Genomic DNA, 14,351 nt, shown 5'->3' with positions numbered 1-14,351 from the left:
GGACAGCTTAATTTAAACACTCTTAATTTAACCACTCAAGATCATTCTTCAATACCTTCATCATCTTGGACATTCTCATCTCTTGGCCGCATCGTCGGGAAGAGGATGACATCTCTAATTGAGGCAGAATCCGTTAACAACATAACCAAACGATCTACCCCGATTCCTAGCCCACCTGTAGGCGGAAGTCCGTACTCTAGGGCCTGGACAAAGTCTTCGTCCATGATATGGGCCTCATCATCCCCTTTAGCCCGCTCAGCAGCCTGTGCTTCAAAACGTTGACGCTGATCAATAGGATCATTCAACTCAGAGAAGGCATTAGCTAGTTCACGCCCATAGATAAACGCTTCAAACCTATCCGTATATTCAGGTTGCATAGCGTTACGCTTTGCTAACGGGGATATTTCTACAGGATGTCCAATGATAAATGTTGGTTGTATCAATTTTGGTTCAACGAACTCTTCAAAAAACTCGTTAATGATTTTTCCACGGGACGAATCCGCTTCCACATGTAAACCTTTTTCTTGGGCAATAAGTCGGGCCTGCTCATCCGTTAAAATTTCTCTGAAATCAACGCCTGAATATTCTAAAATACCGTCAAGCATCGAAAGACGACGCCATGGAGTTTTGAATTGAAGAGGTTGCCCTTGATAAGTAATTTCTTGTGTACCGTGTACTTTTTGAACAATATGAGCGATCAACTCTTCTGTCAATTCCATAATATCTTCATAATTTGCGAAGGCTTGATAGAGCTCCATCATTGTAAACTCAGGATTGTGCTTAATTGAAATTCCCTCGTTCCTGAATGTACGGCCAATTTCAAATACCTTTTCAAGCCCCCCGACGATAAGGCGTTTTAACGGCAATTCGAGAGCAATACGCAAATAAAGATCTATATCGAGGGCATTGTGATGGGTTATGAAAGGCCGTGCCGCGGCTCCACCAGGAATTGTATGTAACGTGGGGGTCTCAACTTCAAGGAATTCTCGTTCCTCTAAGAACTCTCTCATATATCGAATAATTTTACTTCGGGTCACAAATACTTGACGAACATCTGGATTCATAACTAAATCCAAATAACGCTTGCGATAGCGTGTTTCTACATTCGTTAGCCCATGGAACTTTTCCGGAAGCGGGCGCATTGCCTTGGAGAGCAATAAAACGTCTCGCGCATGAATCGATATTTCCCCTCGTTTAGTTCGAAATACCTTTCCTTTTACCCCAACAATATCCCCAACATCAAATTTCGTAATTAAATCAAACATAGTCTGGCCTAATTCGTCCATTCGGATATAAATTTGGATACGTCCATTAAGATCTTGAATGTGTGTAAAGATAACCTTACCTTGATCACGCTTGCTCATGATCCGGCCAGCAATGCTTACTTCTTGACCCTCTAACTCTTCAAAACGCTCCAAAACCTCGGAGGTTTTATGTGTGCGCAGGTAGCGATCCGCATAGGGTTCAATATCTGCTTGGCGAAACATCTCAAGTTTTTCTAAGCGAATTCGCCAGAGATCGTTGGTATTCTCCATCCTTATTCCTCCATCATTAAATTCCTTATTATCAATTTTACCAAACTTAAACTTCGCTAAACAAGAAACGATAGCTTATTGCATTATTGCCTTTAAAATATGTATTTTATCAAGTATGCTCTCAGAAATCAAACCATATTTTGGCTGAGAAAATCAATAAGCAAAGTGCAGCATCTGTACGTGGCTAAACCCAGTCACAGAACACTGCACTCTTAAGAAACCTTGGCAGATACCAAGCTTAGCGAAGGCAACCGCCTTAGTTGAAGTTACACACCGAGATTAGACACCGCCAAGGACGGCAAAGGTGTCGTGATGATATCGATGTCCTGATTGAGATTTTACTTAATATCCAGAATTTGATAGTGCAAAATTCCTGCAGGAACATTCACTTCAACGACAGACCCTTTAGATTGACCTAAAACTGCTTTTCCAACTGGAGATTCATTAGAAATTTTATTGGTACCCGGGTCTGCTTCAGCAGAACCGACAATGAAGTACTCTTCTTCCTCACCAAAGTCTAAGTCTTTTAGAAGCACTTTTGTCCCTATCGCCACAACATCGGTTCCTTCTAGTTCATCAATAATTCGGGCATTCCTAAGCATTTTCTCAAGAGTAATAATCCGTCCTTCAATAAATGCTTGATCATTCTTAGCATCATCATACTCTGAGTTTTCACTAATATCTCCAAAGTCAATGGCCTGCTTAATACGCGTAGCGACTTCACGTCGCTTCACAGTTTTAGATAGTTCCAACTCTTCCTCAAGTTTTTTGAGGCCTTCTAATGTTAGAATAACTTCTTTTTCAGCCATAGTTTTCTCGCTCCCTTTTCTCGTCCTACGCTTTGCGCTTCTATAAATTACCTACACGCGCTTTGAAACGACTTATATGCGTAATTCCTTTAAATCTAGGAACTCTTAAAAGATTCCCCATTTACATTACTCGTTATTATAAGGACCTTGCAAAATATTGTCAAGGATACAGGTCTTATCCATAACGACTCAGGTTGTCGAATTTTCTCCATTTAATACAAAATACAATTGCTTATTCTAAGATTCGGGTTAAAACCGCTCGCATTTCCTCAGGTGATCGGGTTTGCATAATCTCATCACGGATTTTTGCTGCTTTTTGAACACCTTTAATATACCAGACGGCATGTTTTCTCATTTCATTAAGACCGATTCTTTCCCCTTTATAACGCAATACACGATCGAAATGCTGCAATGCAATTTGTATTCGTTCATTTATTGGCGGTTCGGACAAAAGGATACCACTCTTTAAATAAGCCTGGGTACGCGGAATAAGCCACGGGTTTCCCAGTGCACCCCGTCCGATCATAACCCCGTCACATTCTGTTTCCTCAATTAATCTAGCGGCATCTTCAGGTTTAGAAACATCCCCATTCCCGATAACCGGAATACTTACTTCTTTCTTCACCCGCCCAATCCATTTCCAATCCGCATGACCTGAATAGAATTGTTCACGAGTTCTAGCATGAACTGTGAGCATTTGGACCCCTGCCGACTCCAGCGCTTTCGCCATCTCTATGGCTACAATCTCTTGGTCGTTCCAACCAAGACGAATTTTTACTGTCACCGGTACATTTACAGCCTGCACTACTGCTGATGCAATTGCCTGCGCACGGGGGATATCCTTTAGCAGTGCCGATCCTTCACTATTCTTGACAATTTTCGGAGCGGGGCACCCCATATTAATATCAATAACGTCCGCACTGGATTTTATAGCCAATAAAGCTGCACGCGCCATTGTCTCAGGATCCGAACCAAACAACTGAACGATCCTCGGTTCAGCTTCTCCGCTTAAATCCAGCATTTTCAGAGTTCTTGAGTTTTGATAAGTCAACGCTTTATCACTTATCATTTCCGTCCAAACATACTCTCCGCCCACCGAACGGACAGTCTCGCGAAATGCTTTATCCGTCACCCCAGCCAAAGGTGCCAGAAATACAGGGACTCCAAGATCATAATGTCCTAACTTCATATTCTTATTCCTCTTAGTTGCTATTTCCTGTTACGTTCGTAGATTAATAGAAGTCCCTCAAGGGTTAAGAAAGGGTCAACCGTTTCAATCATTTCCGATTCCTGGGAAATTAACCTAGCTAATCCACCCGTGGCAATAACTTTGGTTTCCGGTCCCAATTCCCCTTTCATACGTTTAACGATTCCATCTACTTGGCCGGTAAATCCATAGTATATCCCGGATTGCATTCCAGCTACCGTATTTTTTGCGATAACAGACGTTGGCTTAACCACCTCTATGCGGGGTAATTTTGAAGCCCTCTGAAATAGTGCTTCAGTCGATATCCCAATTCCTGGAGCAATAGCACCGCCTAAATATTCTCCGCGTTTTGATATCACGCAGAACGTAGTTGCAGTTCCAAAATCTACAATGACAAGCGGTCCTCCGTATTTATTATATGCGGCCACAGCATTCACAATACGATCTGCCCCAACCTCTCTGGGGTTATCATAAATAATGGGCATTCCGGTTTTGACGCCAGGCCCTACAACAAGAGGCTCTACTCCAAAATACTTCCGGGCAAGAGTTTCCAATGTGGGCATAACCGGCGGAACTACCGAGGACATCACAACTGCCTTGATTTCTTGAAAAGTTAACCCGCTTAAATCGAATAAGTTTCTAATAACCACTGCATACTCATCCGTAGTACGGGATTTATCAGTAGATACCCTCCAGTGATGAGTCAACGTTCTCTCATCATAAACCCCTAGAACAATGTTGGTATTACCCACATCAAATAATAGAATCATAAGAACTCTCCTTTGATTAAGTGATTCCTCTTTCCCAATTCGCTCGCGTCGTAGCTTTAATCTCACCCAGATCAAGGCTAAAATCCATAGCCTTGACCGAATGGGTCAAAGCACCAATTGAAATCAAATCAACCCCTGTTTCAGCTACCTGACGCAGGTATTCCTCCTGTATTCCCCCTGAGGCTTCAACAATTGCCCGCCGATCTATATAAAGAACTGCTTGCCGCATTTCTTCTATTTCCATATTGTCCAGCATAATCACATCGACACCACATGCTACTGCTTCTTCCACTTGTTCGATGGTTTCACACTCAACTTCAATCTTAACCATATGCCCGATTTGAGCCTTTACCCGCTGAACCGCTTCCGTTAATCCGCCCATCGCTGCAAGATGATTATCCTTTAACATTACCGCATCATAGAGGCCAAATCGATGGTTCTGTCCTCCTCCAACCCTGACTGCATATTTCTGTAAAGCACGCAATCCAGGAAGAGTTTTTCGGGTATCCACAATGTATGTTGAAAGTCCGGCAACCTGGTCAACAGCACGTTTCGTTGCGGTAGCAATTCCTGAGAGATGTTGTAAAAAGTTTAATGCCGTCCGCTCTCCCTGCAAAATACTGCTTAATGGACCTTCCAGCTCAATTACAACGTCACCGATATTTACTCTATCCCCGTCTTTAACTAATATATCAACCTCAATTCGTGAATCTACACGCTGAAAGACCTGCTTAACCATCGATAACCCTGCGACGACGCCTTCCTGCTTAGCGTATATTTTGGCCATACTACTTAAGTCATCCGGGAAAATCCTTGTGCTCAGGTCCCCCGTCCCGATGTCTTCTTTCAATGCCCGATCAATCAGCTCTTGAAACTGGAACGTAGCGTACATTATTATCCTCCTTATGTTGAAGAGAGTGCTTTTGCCAAGATTCGTCAAACCGAGAGGGATAATCTGAGCGAAAATGCCCGCCTCTGCTCTCTTTACGATCTAAAGCAGCTTTGGCGATAACGGCCCCAACCGTCAATATATTAGCTGTTTCTAATCCCTCCACAGAGCGTGTTGGCAAGACTTGGCGATCCCAACCCATCAGTGACTCGGCAGCCTCCCTGAGACCCGTCTCATTTCTCAAAATCCCCACTTTATTCCACATCAACTCTTGAACCCTGGTCCGTAAATTTTGGGCATCTAACGGTTTCAACTCATTAAATCCGGTTTCTGTCAGACTTTGACTTCCTTCAGGACTACGAACGTCTTCCCAAGAAGGACGCCGGCCCGGACTCTTACATTTAATTTTGTCTGCAATTCGTGCCCCAAAAACCAAACCATCCAGCAAGGAGTTGCTTGCTAAGCGGTTTGCGCCGTGAACCCCATTACAGGCACATTCCCCTGCCGCATAAAGATGAGACAGACTTGTTTCTCCATAAGAGTTTGTCGCAATCCCGCCCATCATATAATGAGCCGCTGGGGCAACCGGCAAAGGCATGGTTAATACATCCATCCCATAGTCCAAACAGGTTCGGTGTATGGTAGGGAATCTTTCTAAAATTCGTTTTTGTCCGATCGGCCGGAAATCTAAATAAACCGGGCCATGATTCATTTCCTGCCAAATCGCTCGCGCAACAATATCCCGCGGAGCGAGTTCTTTACCTGGGACATCTTCCATGAAGCGTATCCCGGCAGAGTTTACTAAATGTGCGCCTTCACCGCGCACTGCCTCCGAAATAAGAAAACGTGGTGCATCAGGTATCAATAAAGCGGTAGGATGGAATTGAACAAATTCCATATCCATCAAATCTGCTCCGGCACGCCAGGCTGCCGCCATTCCATCACCTGTTGCAACACTGGGATTCGTTGTAAAACAATAAACTTGCCCTAACCCTCCAGTGGCCAGAACAACTGAATTTGCCAAATGCCCTTCCAGCTCTCCGGTTTCTGAATTAAGAACCAAGGCTCCAAGAATATGCCCTTGACCATTTTCTAAGAGATCCACCACAAAACGTTCTTCTAAAGTGGTTACATTAGGACTTGCCTTCACTTTGGCAACTAAAGCCCGTTCAACCTCCCAGCCTGTGGCATCCCCTAGGGCGTGCAGTATTCTCCTCTGACTATGTGCACCTTCACGGGTGAGAGCAAGCTCCCCATTATGGTAGTCAAACTGAGCACCCATACCTATCAGTTCTTCGACACAAACAGGTCCCTCTTCAACCAAGATCCTTACCGAGAAAGGGTTGCAAAGCCCTGCACCTGCCAGCAGTGTGTCCTCAAAGTGCAATGTGGGGGAATCTGCTTCATCAATCGCTACCGCAATTCCGCCCTGAGCATGTTCCGTATTGCTTTCAGCAATTGTTTTCTTAGTAAGCACTGTCACTTGAAATTGTTCACTGGCTTTAATTGCAGTATACAGGCCTGCAATCCCGCTTCCCAACACAAGTACGTCCGTATCAAAAACCTTCACCCTTGATTTAGACCAAGGGTATATATATCGTCTCAATGCGCCCATCCCCTGCTCTTCTGCTGCTTATAAAGCTAGCATTCGCTCTAGTGTTGCTTTGGCTTTAACTCGTATTTCCTCTTTCACTGTCACACGCGGAGAGAGAGTTTTAAGCGCATCCCTTACCTTCTCTAAGGTCGTCATTTTCATATTCGGACAAACCAGACGTTCTGAAGCGAGATAGAACTTTTTCTCCGGACAAACTTGATGGAGCCGGTGTAAAATCCCTGACTCTGTTCCCACGATAAATTCCTGAGCCTCAGAGTCCTGGGCATACTTGATCAATCCTGCCGTGGAACCGACATAATCCGCCTCTTGGCAAATGTCTTCCCGACATTCCGGATGTACGATGACTTTAGCTAATGGATGCTCTTTTTTGGCTGTCTGAATGTCTTCCATCGTCAATCGGTCGTGAGTTTTACAGTACCCCGGCCAAAACTGAAGGGAACGTCCAAGACGTTTTGCCGCGTAACGGCCAAGATTTTCATCTGGAATAAATAAAATATTATCTCCCTCTAATGACTCTACTACTTTTACGGCATTAGATGAGGTACAGCAAATATCGCTCTCCGCTTTGACTTCCGCAGAAGAGTTAACATAACAAACCACCTGAACTCCAGGAACCCTCTTTTTATAAGCCCGTAAGCCGTCGGCATCGACCATGTCCGCCATGGGGCAGCCCGCCTTCTCTTCAGGCAGTATCACAACCTTATCCGGTGATAGAATCGCTGCGCTTTCCGCCATGAAATGGACACCACAAAATACGATAACTTCCGCGTCCGTATCGGCAGCTTGTTGGCTCAGTTGCAGGGAATCCCCGACAAAATCAGCAATATCCTGAATCTCAGGTCTTTGATAATAGTGAGCTAAGATAACTGCTTTGCGGTCGTTCTTCAGAACTTCAATTTCTGCTGCTAAGATCTCAAATAATTCTTGGCTAATGGTATGCTTCATAAACTATTACACCCTTCCTGCAGTGGCAGAATCCTTTTTAAGGATTCTGTCTTTTGACTCAGATTATCAAGATTCCCGTCCATGAACTTCTTCCGACGAAATCTTAGTTTCACAGTTATTATTATCGACAAAGACAACTTTAGGGGTATACTCACGTGCCTTTTCATCACTTAACACTGCATACGAAATAATAATGACGACATCACCCACTTGCACCTGCCGAGCTGCAGCACCATTTAAGCAGATCACACCGGAACCTCTTTCTCCCGGAATAACATAGGTTTCAAATCTGGCTCCATTATTATTATTTACAACTTGTACCTTCTCATTGGTTAAAAGATCCGCGGCCTCCATTAATGCTGTATCAATGGTTATACTGCCCACATAATGAAGATTTGCTTCAGTTACAACCGCTTTATGAATCTTTGATTTCATCATCGTTCTAAACATCATGCTCAACCTCCACGACTTTGTTATCAATTAACCGGGTTGTCCCAAATTTCACCGCTAAAGCCAAGAGAACCGGTCGCTTGATATCCGTTACTTTGGATAAGTCATCTGCATCCCTTACTTCCACATAGTCAATCACGCCTTGGCTCTCAAGGGTGATCTTCTCCCGCAGCTGCCTTTCAATCTTCTCGGCTGATCGCTGTCCTCCATGAATGCTGGTTTCCGCCTCGTTGAGACTCTTGGAGAGAACCAATGCTTCCTGACGTTGTTCCGAATTCAAAAAAATATTGCGCGAACTCAGTGCTAACCCATCTTCTTCACGGACAATCGGGACAGGGCAGATCTCAATCGGAAGATTCAGATCTGTTACCATACGCTTAATGATCAGATACTGCTGATAATCTTTCTGACCAAAGAAGGCCAAATCGGGTTGAACTATGTGAAATAACTTACTCACCACAGTTGTTACTCCACGGAAATGACCCGGCCGAGAAGAACCGCACAGCATCTTATCTAACTCACCTACTTCTACAAAGGTGAGCATCGGCCGCGGATACATTTCCTCAACGGTTGGATGGAAAAGTACATCAACTCCCGCTTCCTCCACTAAATGAGCATCCCGTTCCAGATCCCTGGGATAACGGGACAGATCTTCATTAGGGCCGAACTGTAATGGATTAACAAAAATACTCACCACCACAAAGGCATCCGTTTGTTTGGCCTGCTCAATTAATGCCAGATGTCCCCGATGTAAAAAACCCATCGTTGGTACTAAAGCAATTTTTCGCCCCTGTTTTTTTTGCGAGATTATGATCTCGCTCAGTTCAGCAATATGCGAAGTTCTCCTCATCTTTAACTCCACCTTTTTCATCGAAATTTGAGTTCTCTTATTCTTCACTGAGTAAGGATTTCAGCAAGTTTAACTGCTCTGACGGGTAGGTTGACCCCTGAATCGCCCTCTTACCCTCCCCTAATTCCAACGCCTTTGAACCCAGTCTCTTATAGATGTCCACAAGGTTTGGCGGCAGCTGTTTTAAGTGCCCTTGTACCACTTGTACATCTCCGCGGGCAATTGGGCCCGTTAGGGCCTGAGGTAACCCCACCTGTTCTAAATTAGAAAGAGTTCCTTTCATCAGCGGCAACAAAGAATCTAAGGCTTCCTTCCCTTCAATTCCTGCTTCAGCAAAAAGCTCTACCGCTAATGAAGCAAGGACCGCCAAATAATTTGAGGCGACTACGGCACCAGCATGATAAAGAGTCTTCTGATCTGCCCTAATTTTATGGGAAATTCCGCCAAGATCGTTTACGATCCTCTCTCCTAACTTTTGATCTTCTCCTTCCACCCCAAAATGAGTTCCGGAAATAATCTCCAAGGCATTATCGACGCTTGCAAATGCTTGCAGAGGATGTAAAGACAGACAACGTACAGGTAAGCCCTCCTGAACACGTAAAACAGTCGAAGGGATTGAACCGGAGCAATGAATCCATACCTGCCCTGGAATAATTAGACCCTTGGCAGTCAGGCTCTCTGCGATTGATCGAATCATTCCATCTTGTGTAGTAATAAACAAAATCTCAACATCAGGCACCAGTTCTTCTAAAAGAAGATGCTCTCTCTTGATATAAGTACAAAACCGTTCATAGGAAGAATGACTTCGGGTATGAACCCCCACACATTCATGCCCGGCTTTAGTTAATTGCACTGCTAAAGCAGTACCTACTATTCCAGCGCCAATAATTCCAAATTTCATCCCGTTCCTCCCCCCTTAAGCTTTATCTGATCCTCTTGAATAACTTGTCCAATGCATAAAAAAAACCTCCACGAGCGTGAAGGATTATATCCCCCGTCTCGGTCACCAAACGATCCAAGCGGTATTTAAATCAGGATAAGATAGTATGCACTTTTCCCATAATCTTGCCGCATAACAGCTATAATTCCTACCTAAATCCAGTACAATTCGGAAACGATATTGTCTGATATAGGTTTTGCTTTAGTCACTAACTAAGGGGATGAACCTTACCTTCTCCTACAACCTCATTAATAGATCTTCCTGATGGTAAGATAAGTTCGGGCGCGATCTCGCGCAAAGGAGTAAGCACAAAGGCACGTTCTTCCAGGTAGGGATGAGGCAGCTTAAGTTCTTCAGACTCATTTACTCTATTATCATAAATTAACAGGTCAATGTCAATTGTCCTGGGGCCCCAATGTACTTTGCGTTCTCTTCCTAATCTCAGCTCAATCTCTTGACAAACATGAAGAAGATCCAGGGGTTCAAGGCTTGTATCGACCTCTATGACCTGATTCCAGAATAGAGGCTGATCAATACCACCCCATGGTTCTGTTTCATAAATACGAGATGAGGCCGTAATTTTAGTATCAGGACCCGCCAGAGCCAAGATCGCCTCTTTCAGATAATAAGCTCGATCCCCCAGATTACTGCCCAATCCTATAAACACTCTCATGCGCTTCACCTGCCTCGCCAAATCTCCACAGAAACATCTCTGAAAATCCCGGGGATTGGGGCCTGGGGTTTGTGTACTTCCACCCGTACAGACGCACAGGCAAAGCCCCCCAGAACCCTTTGGGCAATCTCTTCGGCCAATCGTTCTATTAACAGATAGTTACCCTCAGTAACACATGTCTTAATGACATCGTACACCTCTCCATAATGAACCGTATCCTCTACTTGATCGGACGCACCCGCTTTCCTTAAATCGAAGAAAAGATCTATATCAATCAAAAACCGCTGTCCCAAGACTTGTTCCTCCGGCAAGACTCCATGATAAGCATAGAATTCCAGCCCGCGAAGATGTATAACATCATGCTCCAACATAGTGAACTCCCCTCTGTCCCCTCACGATAGCATCAGCCATTTGTATCGTCCTTAGATTTTCCTTAACATCGTGAACACGGATGATGTCTACCCCAGAAACAACTCCCAGAGCACTGGTTGCTAATGTCCCCTCTAAACGCTCATCCACCGTTAGATTCAAGGTGTTTCCAATCATCGATTTGCGCGATGCGGCAAGCAGCACCGGGTGTCCCAGTGTTTTAAACTCCGCCAGACGGGACATGACCTCAAGATTCTGTTCGGTTGTTTTTCCAAATCCGATTCCCGGATCAACAATTATTTGATCTCCCGATAATCCATGGGCCTCAGCCAACTCAATGCTTTTTCGTAAAACGTTAAAAATGTCCCCCATCAGGTGCTGGTAGGCCGTTCCGTTTTGATTATGCATAACAATCACAGGTACTTTATAATCCCCAACAACACGTGCCATATCCGGGTCTTTTTGCAGTCCCCATACATCATTAATGATATGGGCACCTGCTTCAAGAGCTTTAGCCGCGACACCCGCCTTATAGGTATCTACCGAGATAGGAACAGCTACCCGCTCTAAAAGAGTCTTGAGTACGGGTTCTAAGCGCCGCCATTCTTCTTCGGCACTTACGCCCGCATAATTGGGCCGGGTTGACTCCCCTCCCACATCTATAATGTCAACCCCTTCTTCAACCATACGTTCTGCCTGAGAGATGGCATTTTCAAAATTATTGAACCTGCCCCCATCAGAAAATGAGTCTGGAGTTACATTTAAAATCCCCATGACAAGGGTGCGTTCTCCCAGTGTCAATTCCTTTCCCCGACAATTTAATATTCGGGCTTTAGGCGGTTCCAGAGCACTCAGCAACTGCTTGAGGGCATGTCCGATCGTCTTAAGTCCAAAAGGTTGGGCTAATACCTTCGCCGCCAGGCGTTCCAGCTGCCGAACTGTCCCAAGTAACATAACATCTGTGGCATCGACATTATTAATAATTACATCCCGGTGGACTGCCGCGTCTCCTCCGACCGACAGCATTTCTTGTTTAAGGATATGAGCTACACGCAAAGGTACCTGCTCCAGCTTTATGGCCCGCCCTAATCCTTTTCCGGCCATTTGAGCAATCCCTCCCGGGTCAGATCCAATCTGCGCCAATGCCCTTTTAGCCTCTGGCAAATTGTCCATCGTAACCCACCGCATACCATATGTTTGCATTATTATTCCTCCACTAATAGATAATCTGTGTCATCTCAGGCTTAAACTTGTAGCATTGTTTTTGAGCGGAACAATATCGACAATCTCTGGCCCAATCGTCCGCTATGGCCAGCGCTTCTCCTAACAGGGACAAATCGTCCTCATAGTGCCGCCGATGTTCGCGAATCCCTGCTAAGATCACCTGAATATCGGCAGAACTGAAGCCACATTCTTTAAGCAAGGGAAGCGCCAAGCGGGCACTTACCTCCGCGTGATCTTCTCCCGTTTGATATTCTACCCACCGCCCAATATCATGAAGCAAAGCCGCGGCGTATACCCCTTCTTTGGACAGATCCCTATTCCCTTTTTCGAGCAGATAAGCGTAAGCGATGCGCGCGACGTTTATCCCATGTTCGAAACCATGTTTACAAAAACAACGTTCTTTTTCTAATTCGTTGATTGTTTCTATATAGCGATTATAATCTTCATGGTCAAGCAGCTGATTGACACGGGCCATAGAATCCAACATGCGTCCCACTCCCCAGATTTTATCCCACTTAAATTATGGCTCAGGTGCATCCAGCGGTTTTGCTGCACTAAAGGTATATGCCCCCTTGTAGGACGGGATAGTCAGGACCTTTCTCGTAATGCTCACTGTCATCCCTCTTTGTTTGAGGTAGACAGCTTCAAGCTCAGAAAAGTAATCCAACAGCGTTTCCTGGTTGCCTATGGCACTTACTTCATAAGGAGTCCCCTCTGAACGATTCACGGGAACTTGGTTGACTAAAATCGTTGAATTTCCACTTAAAACAATCGCCGTAGAGCCAACAATTCTTTGACCGTTTATGCTGATTGCCTCTGCACCGGCTAACTTCAAAATGTTAATCATCGTTGCGATGTCATTAGTGTTCAGCGGAAAGGCAACCTTTTTATTGCGGTCGTCTATGCTTATCAGTATACCAGGACCTTCGACGGCTTGGGTTCCATCCAGCATTTGCAATTGTTTTAAGTGGACCAGCAGCTGAGGATCTGTCCCCACCTGTTTACGGGCTTGATCCAGCTTTGCCGACAATTCTTTATACTGCTCCTGAAGCTGAGCATTTTGCTCCTGAGAGTTTTGCAGCACTGATTTCATTCCGGACATCCGCTGCTGACTAATTTGTTCCGCAGCGGATACATTCTTTTGAGTTTGAGCCTGAAGGGCAATTAAAAAACCCAGAGCAATGGCGACCATCGTGACAGGTAAGGCTAAGGTTCTTTTCCAACGCTGCATTATGTCCCCTCCTTAACTGGTTCGGCAAAACGGTAATTTCGCAATTTACCCGCCGGAACCCTAATTTCCTCCAAAACCTCCAGTTTGCGGATAAGTCCATACTGTTCCTGATATTCCTCCAGTCTATACCAACCATAAAACTTAAGGGCGCCTGATAAATTGTGCGAATCACCGATGGCCCCGATTATATAGGGGGGCATTTGGCGGGTACCATTGATTTGAATGAAAGACCCACCGCAGAACACTTCCGTATGGGTTGTTACACGCTGACCATTCACTGCGATGGCTTCCGCTCCCCCGTTCCAAAGGGCATTCAGGATCTCCCGGATATATTCTTCGTGAATGTAATAATTATTTTGGTCTCCCTCCCCAGTAGCAGCACGGGGTGAGTCATCTAAAGTGATTTGTACACCCGGACCAGTGAGTTCGATTAAGCCGGCATTCATCATCGCTTCTCTTACTTGCTGATTTAGCAATGCCGATGCACTTTGACCCTGAGCATATTTGATTAATTCCTGCTCTATTTTCGCATTTTCTATAGAAAGCTGTTGATTCTCCTGCTCTGTCTTAATCAGATTAGGGATAGCCGTTTCCTGCGCTGTTATCTGACTCCCTGCGGCTCCCTGAGCTTTAATCAGAATAAAAAAAAGAAAGCCGAGTAAAACAGAAGCCATACCCAGTAATGAACGTTCTTTTTTGTCTAAATGCATGGTTGCACCTCCCATAAAACGGATTTTAAAAAGAAACTTTGAAAAAAAGGACACCCGAACGGGCGTCCCTTATTCCTTTACCGACTCCAAGACACCCACTCTATAAGGGTGTTCAATATTCTGCTCCGGCTTGA

16 protein-coding genes are annotated in these 14,351 nt (G+C 44.8%); all 16 read right to left on the bottom strand.

Annotated features, from left to right (window positions below):
* Positions 1 to 41 precede the first annotated feature (41 nt).
* On the bottom strand, positions 42 to 1,535 hold the full coding sequence (lysS, locus tag DESYODRAFT_RS00530; protein ID WP_007778089.1) for a lysine--tRNA ligase: 1,494 nt from the start codon (positions 1,533 to 1,535) through the stop codon (positions 42 to 44).
* A 338-nt stretch (positions 1,536 to 1,873) separates the two neighbouring features.
* A complete protein-coding gene (gene greA / locus DESYODRAFT_RS00525) occupies positions 1,874 to 2,344 on the bottom strand; it encodes a transcription elongation factor GreA (RefSeq protein ID WP_007778086.1) in 471 nt (156 codons plus the stop codon).
* Positions 2,345 to 2,576: 232 nt separating this feature from the next.
* Positions 2,577 to 3,533, bottom strand: coding sequence for a tRNA dihydrouridine synthase DusB (dusB, locus tag DESYODRAFT_RS00520; RefSeq protein ID WP_007778084.1), 957 nt, complete (start codon positions 3,531 to 3,533; stop codon positions 2,577 to 2,579).
* Between the two features lie 20 nt (positions 3,534 to 3,553).
* Positions 3,554 to 4,321, bottom strand: a complete 768-nt coding sequence (locus DESYODRAFT_RS00515; protein WP_007778081.1) for a type III pantothenate kinase — start codon at positions 4,319 to 4,321, stop codon at positions 3,554 to 3,556.
* Positions 4,322 to 4,337: 16 nt separating this feature from the next.
* Complete coding sequence (gene nadC, locus DESYODRAFT_RS00510; protein ID WP_007778078.1) at positions 4,338 to 5,213, bottom strand: carboxylating nicotinate-nucleotide diphosphorylase; 876 nt, start codon at positions 5,211 to 5,213, stop codon at positions 4,338 to 4,340.
* Complete coding sequence (gene nadB, locus DESYODRAFT_RS00505; RefSeq protein ID WP_007778076.1) at positions 5,179 to 6,825, bottom strand: L-aspartate oxidase; 1,647 nt, start codon at positions 6,823 to 6,825, stop codon at positions 5,179 to 5,181. Before nadB ends, nadC begins: the two co-directional genes overlap by 35 nt.
* 18 nt (positions 6,826 to 6,843) lie before the next feature.
* The gene (gene nadA / locus DESYODRAFT_RS00500) at positions 6,844 to 7,770 is read right to left on the bottom strand and encodes a quinolinate synthase NadA (protein ID WP_007778072.1); all 927 of its coding nucleotides are present in this window, start codon (positions 7,768 to 7,770) and stop codon (positions 6,844 to 6,846) included.
* A 66-nt stretch (positions 7,771 to 7,836) separates the two neighbouring features.
* Entirely contained in the window at positions 7,837 to 8,220 is a 384-nt protein-coding gene (panD, locus tag DESYODRAFT_RS00495; RefSeq protein WP_042338055.1) for an aspartate 1-decarboxylase, read from the bottom strand.
* Complete coding sequence (gene panC / locus DESYODRAFT_RS00490) at positions 8,213 to 9,070, bottom strand: pantoate--beta-alanine ligase (protein WP_007778066.1); 858 nt, start codon at positions 9,068 to 9,070, stop codon at positions 8,213 to 8,215. Before panC ends, panD begins: the two co-directional genes overlap by 8 nt.
* A gap of 37 nt (positions 9,071 to 9,107) precedes the next feature.
* Positions 9,108 to 9,971: a Rossmann-like and DUF2520 domain-containing protein gene (locus tag DESYODRAFT_RS00485; RefSeq protein WP_007778063.1), complete on the bottom strand. Its 864-nt coding sequence runs from the start codon at positions 9,969 to 9,971 to the stop codon at positions 9,108 to 9,110.
* Positions 9,972 to 10,218: 247 nt separating this feature from the next.
* Entirely contained in the window at positions 10,219 to 10,683 is a 465-nt protein-coding gene (gene folK, locus DESYODRAFT_RS00480; protein WP_007778060.1) for a 2-amino-4-hydroxy-6-hydroxymethyldihydropteridine diphosphokinase, read from the bottom strand.
* A gap of 5 nt (positions 10,684 to 10,688) precedes the next feature.
* On the bottom strand, positions 10,689 to 11,054 hold the full coding sequence (folB, locus tag DESYODRAFT_RS00475) for a dihydroneopterin aldolase (protein WP_007778057.1): 366 nt from the start codon (positions 11,052 to 11,054) through the stop codon (positions 10,689 to 10,691).
* Entirely contained in the window at positions 11,041 to 12,255 is a 1,215-nt protein-coding gene (folP, locus tag DESYODRAFT_RS00470; protein WP_007778054.1) for a dihydropteroate synthase, read from the bottom strand. Before folP ends, folB begins: the two co-directional genes overlap by 14 nt.
* 13 nt (positions 12,256 to 12,268) lie before the next feature.
* A complete protein-coding gene (locus DESYODRAFT_RS00465; RefSeq protein ID WP_007778052.1) occupies positions 12,269 to 12,763 on the bottom strand; it encodes an HD domain-containing protein in 495 nt (164 codons plus the stop codon).
* Between the two features lie 33 nt (positions 12,764 to 12,796).
* Positions 12,797 to 13,507 (bottom strand): DUF881 domain-containing protein, encoded by a 711-nt coding sequence (locus DESYODRAFT_RS00460; RefSeq protein ID WP_007778050.1) that lies wholly within the window; start codon positions 13,505 to 13,507, stop codon positions 12,797 to 12,799.
* Positions 13,507 to 14,217 (bottom strand): DUF881 domain-containing protein, encoded by a 711-nt coding sequence (locus DESYODRAFT_RS00455; protein ID WP_007778045.1) that lies wholly within the window; start codon positions 14,215 to 14,217, stop codon positions 13,507 to 13,509. The genes DESYODRAFT_RS00460 and DESYODRAFT_RS00455 overlap by 1 nt, the downstream gene beginning before the upstream one ends.
* Positions 14,218 to 14,351: the final 134 nt, after the last annotated feature.

The sequence above is a fragment of the Desulfosporosinus youngiae DSM 17734 genome (assembly GCF_000244895.1).
Classification (GTDB): Bacteria; Bacillota; Desulfitobacteriia; order Desulfitobacteriales; family Desulfitobacteriaceae; genus Desulfosporosinus; species Desulfosporosinus youngiae.
This window is presented reverse-complemented; position numbering and strand designations above follow the sequence as displayed.

Bases quoted from the DNA above. Each gene is read 5' to 3' on its own strand.
- DESYODRAFT_RS00485 (WP_007778063.1), bottom strand. From the start codon at position 9,971: ATGAAATTTGGAATTATTGGCGCTGGAATAGTAGGTACTGCTTTAGCA.
- nadA (WP_007778072.1), bottom strand. From the start codon at position 7,770: ATGAAGCATACCATTAGCCAAGAATTATTTGAGATCTTAGCAGCAGAA.
- panC (WP_007778066.1), bottom strand. From the start codon at position 9,070: ATGAGGAGAACTTCGCATATTGCTGAACTGAGCGAGATCATAATCTCG.
- folB (WP_007778057.1), bottom strand. From the start codon at position 11,054: ATGTTGGAGCATGATGTTATACATCTTCGCGGGCTGGAATTCTATGCT.
- DESYODRAFT_RS00465 (WP_007778052.1), bottom strand. From the start codon at position 12,763: ATGTTGGATTCTATGGCCCGTGTCAATCAGCTGCTTGACCATGAAGAT.
- DESYODRAFT_RS00515 (WP_007778081.1), bottom strand. From the start codon at position 4,321: ATGATTCTATTATTTGATGTGGGTAATACCAACATTGTTCTAGGGGTT.
- dusB (WP_007778084.1), bottom strand. From the start codon at position 3,533: ATGAAGTTAGGACATTATGATCTTGGAGTCCCTGTATTTCTGGCACCT.
- panD (WP_042338055.1), bottom strand. From the start codon at position 8,220: ATGTTTAGAACGATGATGAAATCAAAGATTCATAAAGCGGTTGTAACT.
- folP (WP_007778054.1), bottom strand. From the start codon at position 12,255: ATGCAAACATATGGTATGCGGTGGGTTACGATGGACAATTTGCCAGAG.
- nadC (WP_007778078.1), bottom strand. From the start codon at position 5,213: ATGTACGCTACGTTCCAGTTTCAAGAGCTGATTGATCGGGCATTGAAA.
- nadB (WP_007778076.1), bottom strand. From the start codon at position 6,825: ATGGGCGCATTGAGACGATATATATACCCTTGGTCTAAATCAAGGGTG.
- DESYODRAFT_RS00455 (WP_007778045.1), bottom strand. From the start codon at position 14,217: ATGCATTTAGACAAAAAAGAACGTTCATTACTGGGTATGGCTTCTGTT.
- DESYODRAFT_RS00460 (WP_007778050.1), bottom strand. From the start codon at position 13,507: ATGCAGCGTTGGAAAAGAACCTTAGCCTTACCTGTCACGATGGTCGCC.
- lysS (WP_007778089.1), bottom strand. From the start codon at position 1,535: ATGGAGAATACCAACGATCTCTGGCGAATTCGCTTAGAAAAACTTGAG.
- greA (WP_007778086.1), bottom strand. From the start codon at position 2,344: ATGGCTGAAAAAGAAGTTATTCTAACATTAGAAGGCCTCAAAAAACTT.
- folK (WP_007778060.1), bottom strand. From the start codon at position 10,683: ATGAGAGTGTTTATAGGATTGGGCAGTAATCTGGGGGATCGAGCTTAT.